The organism is Olsenella sp. An285 (genome assembly GCF_002159625.1).
Classification (GTDB): Bacteria; Actinomycetota; Coriobacteriia; order Coriobacteriales; family Atopobiaceae; genus Thermophilibacter; species Thermophilibacter avicola.
Genome location: NZ_NFIZ01000010.1, coordinates 37,834 through 59,766, shown reverse-complemented (window position 1 = coordinate 59,766; position 21,933 = coordinate 37,834). Strand labels below are relative to the sequence as shown.

Sequence of the window (21,933 nt, the reverse complement as noted above, 5' to 3'; positions counted from 1 at the left end):
TGGCGCCGCGGCCTCGCGCTGTCCCTCACCCGACTTGTCTCCGTAACAGGTGATGCGCCCGCCATCCCCCTCTTGGATACTGGTGTTACGGCAGGTTTTCCCTGCTAGCACGCTGGACCGAGAGGACGGTGGTGGATCATGAGAAAACGGACTATAGGCTTGCTCTTTATGCTGGTGCTGTGCCTGGGGCTGTTGCCCAGGGTGGCTCTTGCGCAGGGCTTCAGCCCGACCCCGGATGCCACGCTCGATAGGAACGGCGTGCTGCACTGGGATGCAGAGGGGGGAGTATTACAGTCGAATAGACCTCGGTGACCTGACGTTCGGTCCGGATGACGCCGATGCGAGCGTGGCGCCCGTGGACGGTGAGTACTCCTACGACATAGAGAACCTCTTCCAAGCGGCAGAGCAGCTCTATGGCAGCATAGGGGATGGGGATGTTTCGGGGTTGAACGACAGCCATCCCGTCACGTTCGTGTACTACGAGAAGCAAACGGATGGCTCCATGAAGGAGGTCGGTAGGGCGGAGGACGCCTTCACCTACTCCTATACGACCGGGCAACTCGTAAAGCTCGCTACGCCTAACAACCTCTCCTGGACAGGTGATGACGGGTTCACCGCGAGCTGGGGCAGCGTCGAGCATGCCGAAGGGTATTGGGTTAGGTTCTACGAGACGGTGTCGGGTAGCACGAGTAAAGTGGTCACCAAAAAAGTCGAGGGCGGCACCACCTGCGAGCTCACCTCTCTCGTACCCACACCGAAGGATGGCGCCACGTACGCCTTTGAGGTTCGTGCCATAGGGCCCGCAAACGATGCCCAGTACACCAGTAGCGACTGGAGCGCCAAGAGCGATGAGAGCGCCACCTGGAAGACCCCGGTGGTCGAGTACGGCCTCACCGTTGGTGGTGTTGACGTGACGAGCGCGAATGCTGCGGACGTTCTCAATGACGGCACGGTGTCGTACGACCCGAGCTCGCAGACACTCACGCTCAAGAATGCCAGCATTACGGGCACGAACGAGGGGAACTGCAGCATTGAGGTCGACCCCGGTATGACGCTCGCGCTCACCATTGCGCTTGAAGGCTCGAACTCGTGCGGCCCTATCATGACCCAAAAGGGCGCCACCACATTACCGGCTCCGGCAGTCTTACAGTCACGCAGCCGAACGGTGGAGAGGGTCAGACGGGCATCAGCGCCCAGAACGAGATCTCCATCGACGGCGCGAAGCTCATCGTTAATTCCAAAGAGAGTGGCATTACCACCAATGGGGGTGACGTCACCATACAGAATGGTGCTCAAGTTGAGATAAGCTGCACGGACAAGGAGGCGTATTGCGCCATTATTTCCAAAGACCTTACAGTGACGGGTGCGGACACAAGTCTCGAAGCATCTACTGACACGTGGGATTCCTACTACACGATTAATTCTTCGGGTGACGTTAGCATCGAGAACGGCGCTTCCGTTGACGTAACGGGTAGGGCGTACATGAGCGGTGACCTTGAGGTTTCGGATGTGGGCTCGATGCTCACGGGATCTGTTGACTCCGCCTATTGCGTAATCGAGTGCGTTGGCGCCATTTCGGTTGCCAAGGGCGGCAAGATTGACGTTGATGGCAGAGTCTTCGGTGGAACGGGCGTCTCCGTCACCGGTGTTAGCACGCTCGATGTTGATATGCGCGATTACAACCACTACGCGGTAGAGTCGGACGGTCCTGTCACGGTGACTGATTCAACGCTCACGGCCAAGAGTCCGCATATGGCTGTCTTCTGCAAGAACCAGACCACAGGTTCCTTTACAGCGCAGGACAGCACGATCGACCTCTCTTCGAAGACCGCGTACGCGCTGTTCGCCTACCAGGACATCGACGTGAGCGGCGGCAGCCTCACGCTCTCCGCGTCCGATAATTGCGGTGCGTACACGTACAAGGATTTGAGCGTGACGGATGGAACCGAGCTTGATCTTAAGGGTAAAGATGGTCTCTGGGCCGTCAACATGACTATTGACGGCGCGACGGGTACGGCGGTCGTGGATAACGCGGCCATCTACGGCAGTGGCGCTGTGGCGCTCAAGAACTGTAAGGATCTCAAGCTTGATGGCGGTTTTACGCTGAACGCGGGAGGCGCGCTTACCATCGAGAGCTCCTCCATCGAGGTCACCGGTAGCGACGCCATCTATTCGTCCGACGACGTCACGATTACCGATTCGCAGATCAAGGTCGACGCAACCGAGCGGCCTATCGCCGGCGATTCTGTGACTATCTCTGGCGATACTACTGATATCAACGCCACGGGTGGCTGGTATATCGGCGCCAGCGACGAGCTCGTCATCTCCGGTGGTAAGGTTACGGTCGATGTGACCACCGACCCGAACGAGAGCGTCATGGGCGCGCCCTACGGTAACAACGCCGTTCGCATCAGCGGCGGTACCGTGGACGCGACCGTCTCCAAGACTGACGATGCCGACATCACCTATGCCCTTATGACCAATGGCGTAGCCGAGTTCACGGGCGGCACCATCACGCTTGAGAGCGGCACCGGCGCCATCTACGTGTCCAAGAACGGCGGCAGTGTCAGCTTTGGCAGCAATTCCAAGTGGTATCAGTGGGCCACCTCGCCTACGGGTGCGGTCACGCAGGCCACTGACGAATCGTACTCCTACGCCGACGACAAGAGTGCGTACCTTCGCTTCGAGCCTTCGGGCACCGCGTACAGGCTGACCGTTGAAGACGGGTCGGGCGCTGGTTCTTATGTGGCGGGCACTTCGGTGTCGGTTGTTGCAAGTGCTCCTGTTTCGGACAAGCATTTCGCAGGTTGGACGGTTGATCCGGAAGGCATGGGCGTGATGGAGAACGCTAATGCCTCTTCTACTACCTTCACCATGCCGGCGTGCGACGTGACGCTCACGGCAACTTTTGAGAATCATACGTTGACGCACTATGAAGCCGTGCCATCGACGTGCACGGACGATGGGACCATTGAGTACTGGGAATGCGAGGAATGCGGCCTGCTCTTCTCGGACAATGCGGGCACGAATCAGATTGCCGAAGCCGACCTGGTTGATCCTGCGGATGGCCACAACTATGTGAACGGCGTGTGCATCGTCTGCGGCGCGCGCCAGCCGGGGCAGGTGACTCCGCCTTCCGACCCCACGTATCCGCCTGAGGTCGAGGAGGGCGAGGGCGGCACCGTTGAGGTTACGCCCGAGCGTCCGCATGAGGGCGACAAGGTAACCATCGCGCCTGACCCCGATGATGGCCAGGTTGTTGACGAGATTGTCGTCATCGGCGACGACGGGGAGCTGATTGACGTTGTGGACAACGGGGACGGCACGTGGTCGTTTAAGCAGCCGAAGGGTTCGGTCACCATTACCGTCACCTTCCGCTGCGACGGCGGCGAGCTCTGCCCGACCCGCGGCTTCCTCGACGTCGACCAGTCCCAGTGGTACCACGCCGCCGCTGACTGGGCCGTGACCGAGGGCGTGCTCAACGGCTACGGCGACGGCGGCGAGCTCCTGGGTCCGCTGAACACCATCACCCGCGCCGAGATGGCGCAGGTCCTCTGGAACCGTGCCGGCAGGCCGGAGGCGACCGCCGACCTGAGCCAGTTCTCCGACGTCGACCCTGACGCTTGGTACGCCGACGCCGTCGCGTGGTGCCTCTCCGAGGGGATCTTCAGGGGCTACGGCGACACCTTCGGCACCGAGCGCCCGATCTCCCGCGAGGAGGTGGCGACCGTGCTCTGGCGCCTGTCCGGCGAGCCCGAGAGCTCCCTCGACCTCTCGTCCTTCTCGGACTCCGCGTCCGTCTCCGACTACGCCACCGACGCCCTTTCCTGGGCCGTCGAATCCGACGTCGTGACCGGCAAGGACGACGGCGCCAAGCTCGACCCGCAGGGCGTGTGCACCCGCGCGGAGGCCGCCGCGATGCTCATGCGCATGGGTGAGTAGCGCCAGCAACAGGCACCATCCCACGGCGGGGCCGCCGGCAGCGCAGCCGGCGGCCCCGCCCGCGCCGAGTAAGAGCTTCTGCCAACAATCCGGTCCGAAACCGCCGGAATAGTGGCAGAAGCTCTTTTTCGCGCCGCCTGCCCCGCCCCGTCACCAACCCCGTTCTTCTCGCCCCGCGTCCCCGCCGGGAATCAAGCGCCGGCCGAATGTGGTCGATTCGCGACCTCGGCCGCCTGCGACCGGCCAAACCCCACGTCCCCGCGTCACGCGCTATAATCACAAGCTTGTATGCGCATAAAACCCAAACGCAGGGAGACCAATGAGCACCGCCGACTACAAGACCATGACAACCGCGGAGATCCGCGAGGACTTCCTCCGATTCTTTGAGGCCAAGGGCTGCAAGCTGTACCCCTCGTCCTCGCTCGTCCCGGACGACCCGTCGCTGCTGCTCACCAACGCGGGCATGAACCAGTTCAAGGAGTACTACCAGGGCAAGCGCACCATGCCCGAGATCGGCGCCTGCTCCTGCCAGAAGTGCCTGCGCACCAACGACATCGACAACATCGGCGACGCCACGCACCTCTCGTTCTTCGAGATGCTCGGCAACTTCTCCTTTGGCGGCTACACCAAGGAGAACGCCATCGAGTGGGCCTATGACTTCATCACCAGCCCGGAGCACCTGGGCCTTCCCGCCGAGCGCCTCTACATGACCGTCTTCGAGGACGACGACGAGGCCATCGAGCTCTGGCACAAGCAGGGTGTCCCCTATGACCACATCTCCCGCCTGGGCGCGGACGACAACTTCTGGGCGGCCGGCCCCACCGGCCCCTGCGGCCCCTGCTCCGAGATCTACTTCGACCAGGGCGAGGAGTTCGGCTGCGGCGGCGAGCACTGCGGCCCCGGCTGCGACGACTGCGACCGCTTCCTTGAGTTCTGGAACCTCGTCTTCACGCAGTACGACCGCCAGGAGGACGGCTCCATGCCGGAGCTGCCGCACCGCAACATCGACACCGGCATGGGTCTCGAGCGCATCGCGGCCATCATGCAGCACAAGTCCACCAACTACGACGGCGACCTGCTCCAGGGCCTCATCGGCGTGGGCGAGCGCCTCTCCGGCCACGTCTACGGCACCGACGCCGCGCGCGACCGCAGCCTGCGCATCGTGGCTGACCACGCCCGCGCGGTCACCTTCATGATCGGCGACGGCATCCTCCCCTCCAACGAGGGCCGCGGCTACGTCCTGCGCCGCCTGCTGCGCCGTGCCGTCTACCACGGTCGCCTGCTCGGCATCGAGGGCGAGTTCCTCGGCTCCTACGTCGAGAAGATCTGCGAGCTCATGGGCGACAACTACCCCGCCATCGTGGAGAGCCGCTCGCTCATCGACGGCATCGTCCGCGCGGAGGAGGAGCGCTTCGGCGCCACGCTCGACGCCGGCGAGCAGAGCCTCGCGGCCGAGCTCGAGACCCTCGGCGAGGGCGACGCCCTGCCCGGCGAGGTTGCCTTCAAGCTGCACGACACCTACGGCTTCCCCATCGACCTCACGCGCGAGATCTGCGAGGGCCGTGGCGTGGCCGTTGACATGGACGCCTTCGACGCCTGCATGACCGAGCAGCGCGAGCGCGCCCGCGCCTCCGCCAACCGCGACGCCTGGGGCACCTTCAACGACGTCTGGACCGAGCTCTGCGACCGCCTGGCGGCCACTGAATTCGTGGGCTACGACAACGACGACGCCCAGGCCGAGGTCCTCGCCATCGTGGCCGACGGCGCCGAGGCCGAGCGCGCCGAGAAGGACCAGGAGGTCGAGGTCGTGCTCGACCACACCCCGTTCTACGCCGAGATGGGCGGCCAGGTGGGCGACACCGGCACCATCACCACTGCTAACGGCGCGCGCCTGCGCGTGACGGGCACCAAGGTGAAGGACAGCCTCTACGTGCACGCCGCCGTGGTGGAGGAGGGCTCGCTCTCTAAGGGCGACACCGTGACCGCCGCGATCGACGCGGGCCGCCGCGAGCTCATCCGCCGCAACCACACCGCCACCCACCTGCTGGACGCCGCGCTCAAGAAGGTCCTGGGCGACCACGTCTCCCAGGCCGGCTCCCTCGTGGCGCCTGACCGCCTGCGCTTTGACTTCACCCACTTCGAGGCCGTGACGGCCGACGAGCTCGCCCGCATCGAGGGCATGGTCAACGCCGAGATCTTTGCCGGCGAGCCCATCGTGACCCGCGTCATGGGCATCGAGGAGGCCAAGGCCTCCGGCGCCGTCGCCCTGTTTGGCGAGAAGTACGGCGACGTCGTGCGCGTGGTCTCCACCGGCGAGTCCGAGACGCCCTTCTCCCGCGAGCTCTGCGGCGGCACGCACGCGCGCAGCACCGCCGACCTGGGCCTTTTCAAGATCGTCTCTGAGAGCTCCGTGGGCTCCAACGCCCGCCGCATCGAGGCCGTGACCTCCATGGGCGCCATCGAGTACGTGGACGAGCGCCTGCTCGCCCTCGACGGCGTGGCCCGCGAGCTCAAGTGCCGCCCGGACGACGTGGCCGAGCGCGTGGCCGCCCTCCAGGCGGAGCTGCGCGAGACCCGCAAGGCCCTCGAGGCCGCCACGACCGGCGCCGGCGCCGGCAAGGTGGCCGATGCCTTCAAGGGCGCGGTGCAGATGGACGGCTACAAGGTCGTCGTGGCCCGTCTCGACGGTCTCTCCGGCAAGGAGATGCGCTCCGCCTGGGACGGCATCCGCGACGCCGCGGGCGGAGAGCCCGTTGCCTGCGTGATCGCCTCCGCCACGCCCGACGGCAAGGTCGCGCTCCTGGCCGGCGGCACGGACGGCGCCGTGGCCAAGGGCTTCTCGGCCGGCGCCATCATCAAGGACGTCGCCGGGCTCGTGGGCGGCCGCGGCGGCGGCAAGCCCGCCATGGCCCAAGCCGGCGGCTCGGACGCCTCCGGCATCGATGCCGCGCTCGACGCCGCCCGCAAGGCTCTTGGAATCTAGTGAGGGTCCTCGCCCTCGATATCGGTGAGGTGCGCGTCGGGGTTGCCGTGAGCGACCCCGACGCGCGCGTCGCGTCTCCGGTGTGCGTGCTCCCGGCCGCCGAGGTGCTCTCTCGCGCGCGCAGCTTCAGGCGCGTGCTGGAGGACTGGGAGCCCGACGTCCTTCTCTGCGGCAGGCCCCTCACCATGGCGGGGGAGGAGGGCCCGCAGGCGGCCCGCATCACGCAGCAGGCTCAACAGATAGCTGAATCCTGCGGACTTCCGTTGGAGTTCGCGGACGAGCGCCTCTCCTCGAGCGAGGCCAAGCGTATCCTGAGAGAGCAGGGCCTCTCCGAGAGGGGCATGCGCGGCAAGGTAGACATGGTTGCCGCCTCCCTGTTCCTGCAGTCCTGGCTGGATGCCAGGCAGATCTGAAAGGTCACGATGGCCACACCTGACGGCAGGACCCCCAAGACCCGCGGGTCCCACTTCGGCAACGGCGACGCCACCGCGCGCCAGGAAACCACCAACCGCCCCGACGTCCAGGCGCCGGTGCCCACGATGCAGGCGTCCGCGCCCCGCCCCGCGATGGGCGGCAGGCGCGTCTCCAGCCGCACGGCCGCAGCCACGCGCCGCGCGGGCGCGCACCACGTCCAGCGCGAGAGCCGCTCCGGGGGCAGGAACCTCGCGCCCTTCCTCGTGCTGGGGCTCGTGGCGATAGCCGCCGTGCTCGCCATCGTCCTCGTGGTGGTCCCTGCCATCACGGGCGGCAACGGCGGGGGCGAGACCCAGGAGGTCGTCCCCGGCACCACTGTCTCCGTGACCGTGCCCGAGGGCTCTGGCGCCGCCGCCGTGGCGGACGCGCTCTACGAGGCCGGCGTGATCGCGGACAAGAGCGAGTTCCTCTCCCAGGTGAGGCGCATGAACGCCGAGCAGAGCATCAAGAGCGGCTCCTACTCCTTCCGCACCGGGGACGACACCGCCAACATCATCCAGACGCTCACCACGGGCCCCAACGCGGAGATCTCACTCACCATCCCCGAGGGCTACACGGTGGCGAGCATCGCCGCCGCCGTGGAGGAGACGCTCTCCATCCCCGCGGACGACTTCCTGGCGCAGGCCAAGGCGTCCAACTACGTTGACGACTACGACTTCCTCGAGGGCGCGGGCAACGACTCGCTCGAGGGCTTCCTCTTCCCCAAGACCTACAGCTTCCCCACGGGCGAGGTGACGGCGGACCAGGTCATCCGCACCATGCTGAGCCAGTTCCAGACCGAGCTCGACACGCTCGACCTGAGCTACCCGGAGTCCGACGGCCTCTCCATCGCCGAGATGGTGAACCTCGCCTCCATCGTGGAGAAGGAGTCCGCCCCGAGCACGCGCGGCACCGTGGCGGCCGTCTTCTACAACCGCCTGGACAACATGGGAGACCCCAACTACGGCTTCCTGCAGTCCGACGCCACCACCGCCTACTCCGTGGGTCACGACCCCTCCGCCGAGGAGGTCCACGACGAGAACGACCCCTACAGCACCTACGCCCACGTGGGCCTGCCGCCCACGCCCATCTGCAACCCGGGCCTCGAGTCCCTGCAGGCGGTCTGCTCCCCGGACATGGACGCCATCGAGAACGGCATCTTCTACTTCTACTTCTGGACCAACGACGCCGGCGAGACCGAGTACGCCTTCAGCAGGACCTACGACGAGCACATGCAGGCCATCGCCAACAACTCGTAGGGTGGGATTCGCATGGGCCTTCTGAGGGCGTGGCGCTACGTTGCCTCGCTGCCGCTCGTCGACGTTGACGAGCTGGTGCGCGAGGGCGTGGAGCTGGTGCTGCTCGACCGCGACAACACCTGCGTGCCGCGCGACGCGCGCGAGGCCCCGGCCGAGGTCACGGCCTGGCTCGGGCGCGCACGCGCGGCGGGCCTCTCGCTCTGCCTCGTGTCCAACAACTTCCACACGAGCCACGTGAGCCGCACGGCCGCGGAGCTCGGCGTGGACTACGTGGACCACGCGATGAAGCCGTTCCCGTTTGCGCTGCGCCGAGCCATGCGCCGCTTTGGCGTGCCCGCCGAGAAGACCGTGATGATCGGCGACCAGGTCTTCACCGACGTGGCGGCCGGCGGCCTCGCCGGCGTCCGCACCGTGCTCGTGCGCCCGCAGTCCCGAACCGACCTCTGGTACACGCACGTCTTCCGCGTCTTCGAGCGCCTCGCCCTGCACGGCGTGACCTTCGACGGCGAGTGACGTGACAGGGGGGCGGAGCGGCGGCAAAGCCCCGTCCCTCGTCACGGCCCCAGGTTCTTCTCGCCCCGCGTCACTGCTAGAATCGTGAGCGGACTAGTCGAGAGGGAGGGTGCGTGCAGCCACAGGGTCGGGGATACGTCGTTCACGAGGGGTGCGACCACCTCTTCTTCGTGGGCTTTCTCGGCGCTGGCAAGTCGACGCTTGCCCGCAACCTGGGCTCGCTCTTCCATCGCCCGCACGTGGACACGGACCGCCTGGTGGAGCGCGCGCTCGGCCAGAGCGTGACGGAGATCTTCTCAACCCTGGGCGAGCCCGCCTTCCGCGAGGCCGAGACGCGCGAGCTCCGCAAGCTGTCGGGCAGGAAGTCCCTGCTCGTGAGCTGCGGGGGCGGAATCGTGGAGCGCTCGGAGAACTGCGAGCTCATGCACCAGATGGGCGTCGTCGTCTTTCTTGACGGCGATCTCGAGGACTCGCTGCGCCAGATCCGCTGCCCGGAGCGCCGGCCGGACCTCGGCTCGGCCGAGCACGCGGCCCTGGTGTACCGCCGCCGCCGGCCGCTCTACGAGTCTGCCGCCGACCTCACGATAGACATCAGGAACAAGACGTTCGAGCAGGTGGCGCACGAGGCCGGCCAGCTGCTCTGGGAAAGGGGGCTCCTGTGAGCGAGGAAGAGACCACCGGAGAGGTGCTCAAGCAGCGCCAGTGGGTCGCCCTGCGCGGCGGCTCGCTCGACGTGCGCGGCGGCAAGGGCATCTGCGGGCACTTTGCCCGGGACCTGCGCACTGCCATCGGGAAGCCGCACGACTGCGCCCTCCTGAGCGAGGCGGGCACCCCGAGCGAGCTTGTGGAAGCCGTGCATCGCGACTTCTCCGACCAGGGCTATACCGTCCACGCGCACCAGATGCCCGATGGCGCCTGCGACCTCGCGCAGGTCGAGCGCCTGGACCGCGTCCTCGCCGAGTCCGGCATCACCGCGGACGACGCGGTGGTGGTCCTCGGCGGCCTGGAGACGCTCTCCGTGGCGTCCTTTGCGTGCTCGTCGTGGTGCGGGGGCGTCTCCCTCGTGGAGGTCCCGCTTGACGCGCCGTCCGCCATCGTGGCGGCGCCCACCCCGCGCGCCCTCGACCTCCCGGGGCTGTCCCGCGTGGTCTCGCAGGAGGGCTCGGCGCGCTTCTCCATAGTCGACGTGGGGGCCTTTGAGACGAACCCCGCCTCCGAGGAGATGCGCCATGCGTTCGCGCTCATGGTGGCCGCCGCCATGTGCGACGGCAACAAGGCCCTCGAGCACCTCTGGGACGCGGCGGACGACCTCGCGTCCGGCAACGAGCAGGTCATCATGAGGCAGATCCTTGACTCCGTGAAGAGCCGGGGCAGGGTTGCCGCGTCCACGGCCGCCTCAACGCGCCAGTCCATCGTCTACGGCACGGAGCTCGCGCGCGCCCTTGCGAGCGTGGTGGGGCCCGCCGTGCCTGCCTCCGTCCTTCTGGCCGACGGCATGCGCTTCGCCGCGCGCCTGGCGGTGGCAACGGACGCGCTCTCCGTGGACGACATGTTCACCCAGGACGAGCTGCTCGAGCGTCTGGGCGTGGGCACCACCGAGGTCCCCGTGGACCCGGACGAGCTCGTGGCCGCCCTCAGGGCCGAGCGCTTCCGCCGCAGCCGCCGCTTCATGCTGGCGCTCCCGCGCTCGCTGGGGCGCGTGCGCCTCTCCATCGTGGATGACGACCTCCTGGCCGAGCACGTGGCCGCCTGGTGCTCATCCCGCTAGCCGCCTGAGCGCGCCCATGCTGGCGCCCCTCGACTTTTGAGGCCTCAAAAGTCGAGGCGGACTTGTGCGTCAACAGGCATAACGCTATACGGATTCCGAGATTTGAGGCCTCAAACGTCAGGCCGAGAAGAACGGGCCCGCCCGGGCCCGTGGCCGAGAAAGGAACGAACGTGGCAGACAAGAACGCATGCGCGGGACGCGTGGAGCGCCTGCGCTCCCTCATGGCAGATCGCGGCTACGACGCCGTCATCCTGCGCAACAACCCCGACCTGCGCTGGCTCACCGGCGCCGAGCGCACCTTTGACTTCGAGACCGCGCACACCGCGGTCGTGACCCGGGAGAGCCTCTGGCTCCACACGGACTCCCGCTACTACAACACCTTCGTGGAGCGCCTGGGCGCCGACTGCCCCTGGAAGATTGACATGGACGTCATCGACCCCGCCCGCTGGGCGGCCGAGCGCGTCCGCGAGGCCCACGCGCGCGTGGTGGCCGTGGAGGACACCTGCACGCTCTCCTTCTTCGACGGCTTCACCTCCGCCTGCGCCGCGGCCTCCATCGCCTGCCTCACCCCGCGCCTGCACGGAGACATCTGCGACCTGCGCAGCGTGAAGGACGCCGAGGAGATCGAGCTCATGCGTCGGGCCCAGGAGGTCACCGACGCCGCGTTCGACCACATCTGCGGCTTCATCCGCGCCGGCCAGACCGAGCAGGAGATCCGCGTGGAGCTCGAGAACTACATGCTCAGCCATGGCGCGGACGAGCTCTCCTTTGGCACCATCATCGCCGCCGGGCCCAACGGCGCCAACCCCCACGCCCAGCCCGGCCCCTACGTGGTCCAGAGGGGGGACCTCATTGTCATGGACTACGGTGCGGGCTATCACGACTACCACTCCGACATGACGCGCACCGTCTGCGTGGGCGAGCCGAGCGCCGAGCAGCGCGAGGCCTACGACGTCGTCCGCCGCGCGCACGAGGCCTGCGCCGCCGCCGTCCGCGCCGGCGTCATCGGCCGCGACATCCACCAGATCGCCGTGGACGTCATCACCGAGGCGGGCTACGGCGACTACTTCGGCCACGGCCTGGGGCACGGCGTGGGCCTCGAGATCCACGAGCGCCCCAACTTCAACCGCGCCTGGGACCGCCCGGTGCCCGCGGGCTCCGTCGTCACCATCGAGCCGGGCGTCTACCTGCCGGGAAAGTTCGGCATCCGCCTGGAGGACTTCGGCGTGGTGACCGAGGATGGCTACGAGCCCTTCACCAGCTCCACGCACGACCTCGTGGTGGTGGGGGAGTAAGGGCCGCCCGTTCTTCTCGGCACGTCATCTTTGTCGTGCGACGCGGCCTCCAGTGTCTCAGCGTCGCGTCGTCCCCGCGTGCCGCACTCCTTGCCCGCACTCATAAGTGCGCCCAAGGAGTGCGGGCCAGATTGCGTCCAAAGACGCCGGAGTGCGATGCGCCTCTTGGCGTTTGCTCCCAAGTGCTCTCAACAGGTGCCCCCCGGACCGCACCTATGAGTGCGGTCCGGGGGTGCGGTGTCTCTCTCGGGCGCTGCCCGGGGGTGCGGCGGCCCTCTCGCGCCTCACAGAGGAGCGCGACGTCCTTCTCGCGCTTCACGGGGGGGGGAGTGCGGTCTGGCCGAGAAGAACGTCGCGCAACGAGAGGCGCCTCCTGCCGCTTGCCGACTCTAGGACGCCGTTTGCGTCAGGGCGTTCTTCTCGCCAAAGCGTCTCCGCGCGCGATGGCCCCCTCTGCATGCGGATTGTTGGCCGGCACCGTTTGCCGGGCCCCCATTTCTGTCACGTAATCTCTTCGAAATCTTCCCTTCCTCCACAGAACGTACTAAAATGTGTGCGGTACGTGGAGCAACGGGGGAGAAGTTGTGCAGGGGGAACCTGTTGCTGCGTGTACGGTCCGTAAGGTAAGAGTCCGCGTTTGTGAGAAGGAGGTATGCGGTGGTTAGCATTGTTCTAGCCAGTCACGGCTCGTTCGCTGAGGGCATCAAGATGTCCGGCCAGATGATCTTTGGCCCTCAGGAGAACGTCGCCGCCGTGACGCTCACGCCCGACATGGGGCCAGATGACCTCAGGGCGAAGATTCTCGAAGCTGTCTCCGGCTTCGAGGACCAGGATCAGGTTCTGTTCCTGGTCGACCTCCAGGGTGGCACGCCCTGGAACCAGGTCTCGCTGCTGCTCGGGGAGGAGGGGCACGAGAACTGGGTCGCCGTCGGCGGCATGAACCTGCCGATGCTCATCTCCGCCTATGGCGAGCGCATGGGCAGCGACTCCGCCGCCGAGGTCGCCAAGGCCATCTACCCGGAGGCCAAGGCCGGCGTCTGCATCAAGCCCGAGGAGCTCGCCCCGGCAGAGGCCGCGCCCGCGGCTGCTCCCGCCCCGGCCGCCGCTCCCGTCGGCGCGATCCCGCCCGGCACGGTGCTCGGTGACGGTCACATCAAGATCGCCCACTGCCGTGTGGACACCCGCCTGCTCCACGGCCAGGTGGCCACCACCTGGACCAAGCAGGTCAACCCGGACCGCATCATCGTCGTCTCCGACGGCGTCAGCCACGACGAGCTCCGCAAGACGATGATCGTCCAGGCTGCGCCTCCTGGAGTCAAGGTGCACGTCGTGCCCATCTCCAAGATGATCGAGGTCTCCAAGGACCCGCGCTTCGGCGCCACCAAGGTGATGCTCCTCTTCGAGACCCCGCAGGACGTCCTCAAGGCAGTCGAGGGTGGCGTGGACATCAAGAACATCAACCTCGGCTCCATGGCCCACTCCGTGGGCAAGGTCGTGGCCACGCAGGCCATCGCCATGGACCAGGACGACTACGACACGCTCGAGAAGCTCGCCGCCAAGGGCATCAAGTTCGACATCCGAAAGGTTCCTGCGGACTCGCCCGAGAATTTCGAGAACATGATGAGCAAGGCCAAGGCCGAGCTCGCCGCTATGGCATAAGAAGGAGGGAAACATGTCGGTATTCACAATCATCCTGATTGTCTTTGTTGCCTTCCTCGCCGGCATGGAAGGCGTTCTCGACCAGTGGCAGTTCCACCAGCCGCTCGTCGCCTGCACGCTCATCGGTCTGGTCTCCGGCTACCTCGAGGCCGGCATCATCCTCGGCGGCACCCTGCAGATGATGGCCCTCGGCTGGGCCAACGTCGGCGCCGCCGTCGCCCCTGACGCCGCCCTCGCCTCCGTGGCATCGGCAATTCTCATGGTCATCGCCCTAATCGGCGGCTCCGACCAGGCCACGGCCATCTCCACGGCCATCGCCGTGGCCGTGCCGCTGTCCGTGGCTGGCCTCTTCCTCACGATGATCGTCCGTACGATTGCCATCCCCATCGTCCACTTCATGGACGGCGCCGCTGAGAAGGGCAACTTTGCCGCCATCGACATGTGGTCGATCATCGCCATCTGCCTGCAGGGCATCCGCATCGCCATCCCGGCCGCTGCCCTCTGCTTCATCCCGTCCGAGGCCGTCATGGGCGCCCTCAACATGATGCCCGCGTGGCTCAACGAGGGCATGACCATCGGCGGCGGCATGGTCGCGGCCGTCGGCTACGCCATGGTCATCAACATGATGGCGACCAAGGAGGTCTGGCCGTTCTTCGCGCTGGGCTTCTGCCTCGCCGCCATCTCCCAGCTCACCCTCATCGCCCTCGGCGTCATCGGCGTCTCCATGGCCCTCATCTACCTGGGCCTCAAGGAGGTTGCCAAGTCCGGTGCCGGCGCTGCCGGCTCGGGCGACCCGCTCGGCGACATCCTGGACGACTACGAGTAGGAAGGGAGGAGAGGCTTAAATGGCAGACAAGAAGATCACGCTCTCCAAGAACGACCGCCTTGCGGTTTGGTTCCGCCACCAGTACCTCCAGGGCTCCTGGAACTACGAGCGCATGCAGAACGGCGGCTGGTGCTTCTCGATGATCCCCGCCATCAAGAAGCTCTACCCCAACAAGGAAGACCAGATCGCGGCCCTCAAGCGCCACATGGAGTTCTACAACACGCACCCCTACGTGTCGTCCCCGGTCATCGGCGTCACGCTCGCCCTCGAGGAGGACCGTGCCAACGGCACCCCCGTTGAGGACGCGGCCATCCAGGGCGTCAAGGTCGGCATGATGGGCCCGCTCGCCGGCGTCGGCGACCCCGTCTTCTGGTTCACCCTTCGCCCGCTGCTCGGCGCTCTGGGTGCCTCCCTCGCCATGGGCGGCTCCATCATGGGCCCGATCCTGTTCTTCGTCGCCTGGAACGTCATCCGTCTGGCGTTCGAGTGGTACACGCAGGAGTTTGGCTACCAGCTCGGCACGTCCATCACCAAGGACCTCTCCGGCGGCATCATGGGCAAGATCACCGAGGGTGCCTCCATCCTTGGTATGTTCGTCATCGGCGCGCTGGTCGAGCGCTGGGTGTCCATCAAGTTCACCCCGATCGTCTCCACCGTCACGCAGTCCGAGGGCGCCTACATCGACTGGAACGCCATCGCAGAGACCGCCAACGGCGGCGGCCAGGGCGTCGCGGACGCCATCAAGAGCGCGCTGTCTTCCTACAGCTCCCTTGGTGCGACCGGCCTTGACGTCGACAAGGTGACCACCCTCCAGGCCAACCTCGACCAGCTGATCCCCGGCCTCGCGGCCGTGGCCGTCACGCTGCTCTGCTGCTGGCTGCTCAAGAAGAAGGTCTCCCCGATCGCCATCATCATCGGCATGTTCGCCGTGGGCATCCTCGGCCACCTCGCCGGTATCCTCTAAGGCATTCGGCCAGCCCGACTTCTCGGGGCCGCGCTCTCACAGGAAGTGTCACAATGGCATTTCGTGCGGGGGCGCGGCCCCTCGCCTATCTCGGAAAGGAACGGGCTCTCCCATGGCTCAGTCTCGCAACACCAAGGTCGACCTCGCCATCCCCGCCACGATGTTCGTGGGGCTCACCACCACGGGCAACATGATGGTGGGGGACAAGGCCCTCGAGTACTACAACGAGCGCAACGTCGAGGACTACATCCAGATTCCCTGGGACCAGATCGACCACATAGCGGCGTCGGTCCTCTTTGGCGGGCGCATCATCCCGCGCTTCGCGGTCTTCACCAAGGAGAACGGCCACTTCGCCTTCTCCACGCGCAACAACCACAAGGCCCTGCGCGCCATCCGCGAGTACGTGGGCGGCGAGAAGATCGTGCGCTCCGAGACCTTCTTCGGCGTCCTGCGCGCCGGCGTGGTGGGCCTCTGGCACCGCGTCACCGGGCGCGCGTGACAGGGGGACGGGGGCTTTGTCACCGCTCCGTCCCCCTGTCCCATTCTCGGCATTTTCTGGCGTTTTCTTGGTAGCGGCGAGCCCGTGCTAGAATACGGGGTCGTATGTACGCGCCCCGAGCGGGCATAGAGGGAAAAGAGCACACGTGGCAACCATCAGCACCGCAGACTTCAAGAACGGCATGGGCCTCAAGATCAACGACAAGTACTACACCATCGTTGAGTTCCAGCACGTCAAGCCCGGCAAGGGCGGCGCCTTCGTCCGCTACAAGATCCGCGACCTCAGGACCGGCCGCGTGATCGACCAGACCTGCAACGCCGGCACCAAGTTCGAGAACGTGCAGCTCATCACCAAGGAGATGCAGTACCTCTACAACGACGGCGGCACCTACTACTTCATGGACAACGAGACCTACGAGCAGGTCGAGCTCCCCGCCGACTTCATCGGCGACAACGCCAAGTGGTTCAAGGAGAACGACAACGCCCAGCTCCTCTACGCTGACACCGAGCTTCTGGGCTGCGAGCCCCCGATGTTCATCGAGGCCGAGATCACCGAGACCGACCCCGGCTTCAAGGGCGACACCGTCCAGGGCGGCACCAAGCCCGCCACCATCGAGACCGGCGCCGTGATCCAGGTTCCGATGTACCTCAACCAGGGCGAGCGCATCAAGGTGGACACCCGCACCGGCAAGTTCGTGAGCCGCGTCTAGCTCAGCCCCTCAGAGAGGGTCCTGCCCGCGGGGACGTCGCTCCCCGCGGGCATTTTGTCGGCCGTGCATGCGGGGCGGCAACGGGTATACTGGTTGGGTGAATGGACGCAACGGGCCCCATGGCCCGGTTTCGACGAGGAGGGTCTCCATGGCCGAAAGCGAGCTCCACGTTTCTGGCATCGGCATCTCCAGGGATGTCGTCTCCACGATTGTCTCGATCGCCGCCCGTCGCGTCGAGGGGGTCGCCTCCGTGGGGGGCAACGACATCGCCTCGAGCCTCATCTCCGTCTTCACGAGCAGGACCGTCGCGCCCGAGAAGGCCGTCGAGTCCGCCGTCGAGGACGACTCCCTCCACGTGACCGTGCACCTCGCCGTCTTCTACGGCTACCCGTTCACCAAGCTCGCGGCAGACGTTCGCGCAGCCGTGGCCGAGGCCATCACCGAGCAGATCGGCGTTGGCGTGGCCGCCGTGGACGTGTGCATTGACAGCCTCGTCTTCCCCAAGGAGTAACCTCACTTGAGCACTCACTTCGGCGGGCGCACGCTTGCCCGCAGCCAGGCCCTCCAGCTGCTCTTTCAGGCGGAGGCCAACTCCCGTGCCGTTCTCTCGGTCCTCGATGATGACTTCGCGCTCTCCGAGGGGCCGCTGGACGACTACGCCCGCAGGATCGCCCTGGGCGTGGACGAGATGCGTCCCGACCTCGATGCCGTCATCTCCATGCGCTCGACGGGCTGGTCGCTCTCGCGCATGAACGGCGTGGACCGCAACCTCCTCAGGATGGCCCTCTACGAGATGCTCTTCGTCGACGAGGTTGACCAGGCCGTCGCCATCGACGAGTGCGTCGAGCTGGCGAAGGCCTACGGCACCGACGAGTCCTCCCGCTTCGTGAACGGGGTCCTCGGCCGCGTGGCGGACGACCTCGACACCGGCGTGGACGTCGTCGCCGTTGCCCGCGAGGCCGCGGAGGCGAGAGCGGCCTCGGAGGCCGCTGCGGCCGAGGCCGCGGCCGCAGCTGAGGAGCAGGCAGCTGCTGCCGAGCAGGGCGCCGCTGCCGAGGACGCTGCGGAGGAGGCCGAGTAATGGCCAAGGTTGACGTCTCCGGCTACCAGACCTTCGGGGACATCGCCGAGCGCCTGGACGTCATCGTCTCCGAGGTGCGCGACAAGGACGTCTCCCTCGAGCGCTCGCTCGATCTCTTTGACGAGGCCATCGCCCTTGGCTCCAAGGCCGTGAGCCTCGTGGACACCACCGACTTCTCCCCGGAGGAGGAGGCCCGCCTCGGGGAGTCCCAGGGCCAGGCCGCCGCCGGTGAGGGGCAGGTGGCGCCCGAGAAGGACGCCGACGCCTCCCCGGACGGCGACCCCGCGCCCGAGGGCGCTGCCGCGCCCGACGAGGCGTAGCGTGGCCGCTCGCCGCCGCCTCGACGCAGAGCTCGTCGAGCAGGGGTTCTTCTCGACAAGGGACGAGGCGATGCGCGCCGTCATGGCCGGCGAGGTCTCCACCACGGACCGACGCCTCACCTCCCCGGGCGAGCAGGTGCGCCCCGGGATTGACCTGCACGTGCGCGGGCGCTCTCGCTACGTGAGCCGCGGCGGCCTCAAGCTCGAGCGCGGCCTCTCCGCCTTTGACGTGGACCCGGAGGGGCTCTCCTGCCTGGACGTGGGATGCTCCACGGGCGGCTTCACCGACTGCCTGCTCAAGCGCGGCGCCGCGTCCGTCATCTCCGTGGACGTGGGCTACGCCCAGTTTTCCTGGGAGCTCAGGCAGGATCCGCGCGTGCGGCTGCTCGAGCGCACCAACATCGTGGACGTTCCGGCCATCGTGGGCTCTGGTGTCGCTAACCTGGCAGTCTGCGACGTCTCCTTCACCTCGGTCACCACGGTTCTCCCTGCCGTCATGGAGCTGCTGCGTCCGAGCGGGACCTTCCTCACCCTTGTGAAGCCCCAGTTCGAGGCCCCGCGCGAGGACGTGGGGGAGGGCGGCGTGGTCCGCGACCCGGCGGTGCGCGAGGCCGCGCTCGAGCGGGTGCGGAGCGCCTTCGAGCAGGCGGGTCTCATGGTAAGGGGCACCTGCGAGAGCCCCATCACGGGTCACAAGGGCAACGTCGAGTACCTGCTCTGCGGCGTGCGTTGCCGATAGTCTCCGTGCCGTGCGTTTGTAGGGCATTTGCCGGGCGCACCTTCGGATACCCTACAAATGAAAACAGATGTTTTGCCTGCTCAGAAGCTCGTTGCATTTGTAGGGTATCTGGGATGGGCGTGTGAAACTACCCTACAAACGCGCGTCGCGCTCTTTGCCTGCACGTCGGGCGGTGGCTGCTCGGATCGGGCCCTCCGGTGATACACTCAAGACGCAACCTACGAGAAGGAGACCCACGGGTGAAGGTTCTCATCGTTCCCAACTACTCGCGTCCCGACGCCCTGGAGGGCGCGCGCCATCTCGAGGACTGGCTCTTCGATCAGGGCGCGGACGTGGTATGGGCCCGCGACAAGAAGCTCTTCCCAGATGCCGACGACTCCGCCGAGGGCTGCGACCTCGTGGTCTCGCTCGGTGGTGACGGCACGCTGCTGCGCGCCGCGAGGATCGTCGGCTACACCGGGGTGCCCGTGGTGGGCATCTCCTATGGCCACCTCGGCTTTCTCACCGCTGCCGGCCCCGAGGACCTCATCGTCACCGTGGGAGACGCCCTCGCGGGCGAGCTCCACGTCTCGCGCCGCGCCACGCTGGACATAGAGTGCGAGTTCGAGGACAAGGAGGGCGGCACCCACTCCCGGCACTGCTTCGCCCTCAACGACTTCGCGGTCTCGCGCGGCGGGGCGGGCAACATGGTCGAGTTCGACGTCTCCGTCTCCGGCAAGCACATCGACCGCCTTCGCGGCGACGGCTTCGTGGTCTCCACGGCGACCGGCTCCACCGGCTACGCGCTCGCCGCGGGCGGCCCCATCGTCACGCCCGAGTTCACGGGCATGGTGTGCGTGCCCATAGCCCCGCACACCATCATGGCGCGCGCCTTCCTCACCTCTCCCGCGGACGTGGTGGAGATCGAGATGAGCCCCGAGCGCCCCGTCATGCGCCACTTCTTTGCGGACGGCCAGCCCGTCCCGCGCGAGAAGGGATGGCGCGGGGTGCGCGCCTGTGTGCGCAGGGGTCCGGGCGATCTCGTCCTTCTGGACCGCAGCGCCCAGAGCTTCTACGACTCGGTCTCCCGCGTCTTCTACGGGCAGGTGGGCAAGTGAGCGCATCGAGCCAGGGTTGCGGGCGGGCCTGCGGCGCAAGGGACGGTGTCGCCGCATGATCGACGAGCTTCGCGCGCGCAACGTCGCGCTCATTAGGGACGCCTCCATCGAGCCCGCCTCCGGCCTCACCGTGCTCACGGGAGAGACGGGCGCGGGCAAGACGGCGCTGCTCTCCTCCATCAAGCTGCTGGTGGGGGAGCGCTCGGACGCCGGAATGGTGCGCGAGGGCTCGGACGCCCTCGAGGTGGAGGGACGTCTCTTCCTGCGCGGCGACGACGAGGACGGAACGATCGTGCGCAGGCGCGTGGGCGCCGACGGCCGCGGGCGCGTGGAGCTTGACGGGCGCATGGCGAGCGTGCGCGAGCTCGCGGCGCGCGTGGGGGCCACCGTCGACCTCTGCGGCCAGCACGAGCACCAGCGCCTGCTCTCCGTCCAGACGCACGTCGACATGCTCGACTCGTGGATCGGCGCCGCTGCGGCCGAGGCCCTGCAGGCCTACCAGGTGGCGCTCGACGCCGCGGGGGAGGCGGCGGCAGAGCTCGAGCGCGTGCGCGAGATGAGCCGCGCCACGGGGGAGCGGCTCGACGAGGCCGCCTTCGTGCTGCGGCGCATAGACGAGGTTGACCCCCGTGAGGGCGAGCTCGAGGAGCTCGAGGCCGAGCTCCCGCGCGTGGAGCACGGCGAGGCCCTCATGGAGGCTGCCGCAGGGGCGCGCGAGCTCATATCCGGCGAGGGCGGTGCCTGTGACGCGCTGGGCGACGCCGTGCGCGCGCTCGAGGACGCGTCTCGCTACGACGCCGCGCTCGGAAAGTGGGCGCGCGCCCTCGAGAGCGCGCTCATAGACGTCGAGGACGTCTCCTCTGAGCTGCGCGGCTACGCGAGCGGCCTGGACTTTGACCCCGAGGAGCTCGAGCGTCTGCAGGAGCGCATGGCAAAGCTCCAGGGCCTCATGCGCTCCTACGGCCCGGGCATGGCGGACGTCCTGGAGCGCCGCGAGCGCGCCCGCGAGGTGGTCGCCGCGGCGAGCGACGGCGGCGAGCTCGAGCGCCGCGCCGCCGAGGAGCTCGAGCGTCGCGAGGCCGCGCTCGCCGAGGCGGCCGACGCGCTCGATGCCGTGCGCGCCGAGGCCGCGCCCCGGCTGGCGGCGGCGGTCACCGAGCAGATGGCGTTTCTCGAGATGGGGACGGCCGAGCTCGAGGTCTCGCAGGAGCGCCTCCCGCGCGCGGAGTGGGGGCGCCGCGGCCCTTCTCGCGTCGAGCTCCTGTACCGTCCGGCAGCGGGCCTCACGGCGCGGCCGCTCCGCCGCATAGCCTCGGGCGGCGAGGTCAGCCGCGTGATGCTTGCCTGCAAGGTGGTCCTGGGCGAGGCGGACGACTGCGAGACCCTGGTCTTCGACGAGGTCGACGCCGGCGTGGGCGGGGCCACGGCCGTGGCGCTCGCGAGCGTGCTCGCGCGACTGGCAAAGACCCACCAGGTGATCGTGGTCACGCACCTCGCGCAGGTTGCGGTGGCCGCGCAGAAGCACTACCTCGTGCGCAAGAGCGCGGGTGACGTGCCCGAGACCACGCTCGCGGAGATCTCGGGCGAGGAGCGCGTGGCGGAGGTGGCCCGCATGCTCTCCGGTGACACCGGCGCCGCGAGCCTCGACCTCGCTCGCGAGATGCTGGCCGAGCGCGCCGGCTCTTCTCGGTAGCTTTCAAGCCGTCCGCCAGCGCCCAGGACTTTCCCGTTCCCACGGGTCTTGGGTTCCGCCGGACGTTTCCGCCCCGTAGAGCGTCCGCCCGCACCAGGACTCCGTCGCGTCCGCCCGCGCGACCTCCTGCCGT

General features: G+C 67.4%; 20 protein-coding genes. All 20 read left to right on the top strand.

Features of this window, described 5'->3' with window-relative positions:
* Positions 1–271 precede the first annotated feature (271 nt).
* On the top strand, positions 272–1,306 hold the full coding sequence (locus B5F79_RS07695) for a fibronectin type III domain-containing protein (protein ID WP_087219765.1): 1,035 nt from the start codon (positions 272–274) through the stop codon (positions 1,304–1,306).
* A 446-nt stretch (positions 1,307–1,752) separates the two neighbouring features.
* Positions 1,753–3,942 carry an S-layer homology domain-containing protein gene (locus tag B5F79_RS07690; protein ID WP_158094863.1) on the top strand — a complete coding sequence of 730 codons (2,190 nt, stop codon included), beginning with the start codon at positions 1,753–1,755 and terminating at the stop codon, positions 3,940–3,942.
* Positions 3,943–4,261: 319 nt separating this feature from the next.
* Entirely contained in the window at positions 4,262–6,925 is a 2,664-nt protein-coding gene (gene alaS / locus B5F79_RS07685) for an alanine--tRNA ligase (RefSeq protein WP_087219758.1), read from the top strand.
* Positions 6,925–7,338: a Holliday junction resolvase RuvX gene (gene ruvX / locus B5F79_RS07680; protein ID WP_087219756.1), complete on the top strand. Its 414-nt coding sequence runs from the start codon at positions 6,925–6,927 to the stop codon at positions 7,336–7,338. Before alaS ends, ruvX begins: the two co-directional genes overlap by 1 nt.
* 9 nt (positions 7,339–7,347) lie before the next feature.
* Positions 7,348–8,637: an endolytic transglycosylase MltG gene (gene mltG, locus B5F79_RS07675; protein WP_206391078.1), complete on the top strand. Its 1,290-nt coding sequence runs from the start codon at positions 7,348–7,350 to the stop codon at positions 8,635–8,637.
* A 12-nt stretch (positions 8,638–8,649) separates the two neighbouring features.
* Positions 8,650–9,150, top strand: coding sequence for a YqeG family HAD IIIA-type phosphatase (locus tag B5F79_RS07670; protein WP_087219752.1), 501 nt, complete (start codon positions 8,650–8,652; stop codon positions 9,148–9,150).
* Positions 9,151–9,263: 113 nt separating this feature from the next.
* Positions 9,264–9,812: a shikimate kinase gene (locus B5F79_RS07665; RefSeq protein WP_087219749.1), complete on the top strand. Its 549-nt coding sequence runs from the start codon at positions 9,264–9,266 to the stop codon at positions 9,810–9,812.
* On the top strand, positions 9,809–10,918 hold the full coding sequence (locus B5F79_RS07660; RefSeq protein WP_087219746.1) for a hypothetical protein: 1,110 nt from the start codon (positions 9,809–9,811) through the stop codon (positions 10,916–10,918). Before B5F79_RS07665 ends, B5F79_RS07660 begins: the two co-directional genes overlap by 4 nt.
* 170 nt (positions 10,919–11,088) lie before the next feature.
* Complete coding sequence (locus B5F79_RS07655; protein WP_087219742.1) at positions 11,089–12,213, top strand: M24 family metallopeptidase; 1,125 nt, start codon at positions 11,089–11,091, stop codon at positions 12,211–12,213.
* 657 nt (positions 12,214–12,870) lie between these two features.
* The gene (locus tag B5F79_RS07650) at positions 12,871–13,872 is read left to right on the top strand and encodes a PTS sugar transporter subunit IIB (protein ID WP_087219739.1); all 1,002 of its coding nucleotides are present in this window, start codon (positions 12,871–12,873) and stop codon (positions 13,870–13,872) included.
* A gap of 13 nt (positions 13,873–13,885) precedes the next feature.
* A complete protein-coding gene (locus B5F79_RS07645; protein ID WP_087219736.1) occupies positions 13,886–14,698 on the top strand; it encodes a PTS mannose/fructose/sorbose transporter subunit IIC in 813 nt (270 codons plus the stop codon).
* 19 nt (positions 14,699–14,717) lie between these two features.
* The gene (locus B5F79_RS07640; RefSeq protein WP_087219733.1) at positions 14,718–15,662 is read left to right on the top strand and encodes a PTS system mannose/fructose/sorbose family transporter subunit IID; all 945 of its coding nucleotides are present in this window, start codon (positions 14,718–14,720) and stop codon (positions 15,660–15,662) included.
* Between the two features lie 112 nt (positions 15,663–15,774).
* The gene (locus tag B5F79_RS07635; RefSeq protein ID WP_087219730.1) at positions 15,775–16,161 is read left to right on the top strand and encodes a DUF956 family protein; all 387 of its coding nucleotides are present in this window, start codon (positions 15,775–15,777) and stop codon (positions 16,159–16,161) included.
* Between the two features lie 145 nt (positions 16,162–16,306).
* Positions 16,307–16,870: an elongation factor P gene (gene efp / locus B5F79_RS07630; protein WP_087219727.1), complete on the top strand. Its 564-nt coding sequence runs from the start codon at positions 16,307–16,309 to the stop codon at positions 16,868–16,870.
* Between the two features lie 148 nt (positions 16,871–17,018).
* Positions 17,019–17,381 carry an Asp23/Gls24 family envelope stress response protein gene (locus tag B5F79_RS07625; protein WP_087219724.1) on the top strand — a complete coding sequence of 121 codons (363 nt, stop codon included), beginning with the start codon at positions 17,019–17,021 and terminating at the stop codon, positions 17,379–17,381.
* A 6-nt stretch (positions 17,382–17,387) separates the two neighbouring features.
* Positions 17,388–17,951, top strand: coding sequence for a transcription antitermination factor NusB (gene nusB / locus B5F79_RS07620; protein WP_087219720.1), 564 nt, complete (start codon positions 17,388–17,390; stop codon positions 17,949–17,951).
* Entirely contained in the window at positions 17,951–18,271 is a 321-nt protein-coding gene (locus B5F79_RS07615; protein ID WP_087219717.1) for an exodeoxyribonuclease VII small subunit, read from the top strand. The genes nusB and B5F79_RS07615 overlap by 1 nt, the downstream gene beginning before the upstream one ends.
* A gap of 1 nt (position 18,272) precedes the next feature.
* A complete protein-coding gene (locus tag B5F79_RS07610; RefSeq protein WP_087219714.1) occupies positions 18,273–19,010 on the top strand; it encodes a TlyA family RNA methyltransferase in 738 nt (245 codons plus the stop codon).
* A gap of 239 nt (positions 19,011–19,249) precedes the next feature.
* Entirely contained in the window at positions 19,250–20,107 is an 858-nt protein-coding gene (locus tag B5F79_RS07605; protein WP_087219710.1) for an NAD(+)/NADH kinase, read from the top strand.
* Between the two features lie 55 nt (positions 20,108–20,162).
* A complete protein-coding gene (recN, locus tag B5F79_RS07600; protein ID WP_087219707.1) occupies positions 20,163–21,800 on the top strand; it encodes a DNA repair protein RecN in 1,638 nt (545 codons plus the stop codon).
* Positions 21,801–21,933: the final 133 nt, after the last annotated feature.

Bases quoted from the DNA above. Each gene is read 5' to 3' on its own strand.
- B5F79_RS07695 (WP_087219765.1), top strand. From the start codon at position 272: ATGCAGAGGGGGGAGTATTACAGTCGAATAGACCTCGGTGACCTGACG.
- B5F79_RS07690 (WP_158094863.1), top strand. From the start codon at position 1,753: ATGGCTGTCTTCTGCAAGAACCAGACCACAGGTTCCTTTACAGCGCAG.
- alaS (WP_087219758.1), top strand. From the start codon at position 4,262: ATGAGCACCGCCGACTACAAGACCATGACAACCGCGGAGATCCGCGAG.
- mltG (WP_206391078.1), top strand. From the start codon at position 7,348: ATGGCCACACCTGACGGCAGGACCCCCAAGACCCGCGGGTCCCACTTC.
- B5F79_RS07670 (WP_087219752.1), top strand. From the start codon at position 8,650: ATGGGCCTTCTGAGGGCGTGGCGCTACGTTGCCTCGCTGCCGCTCGTC.
- B5F79_RS07645 (WP_087219736.1), top strand. From the start codon at position 13,886: ATGTCGGTATTCACAATCATCCTGATTGTCTTTGTTGCCTTCCTCGCC.
- B5F79_RS07640 (WP_087219733.1), top strand. From the start codon at position 14,718: ATGGCAGACAAGAAGATCACGCTCTCCAAGAACGACCGCCTTGCGGTT.
- B5F79_RS07635 (WP_087219730.1), top strand. From the start codon at position 15,775: ATGGCTCAGTCTCGCAACACCAAGGTCGACCTCGCCATCCCCGCCACG.
- B5F79_RS07625 (WP_087219724.1), top strand. From the start codon at position 17,019: ATGGCCGAAAGCGAGCTCCACGTTTCTGGCATCGGCATCTCCAGGGAT.
- B5F79_RS07615 (WP_087219717.1), top strand. From the start codon at position 17,951: ATGGCCAAGGTTGACGTCTCCGGCTACCAGACCTTCGGGGACATCGCC.
- recN (WP_087219707.1), top strand. From the start codon at position 20,163: ATGATCGACGAGCTTCGCGCGCGCAACGTCGCGCTCATTAGGGACGCC.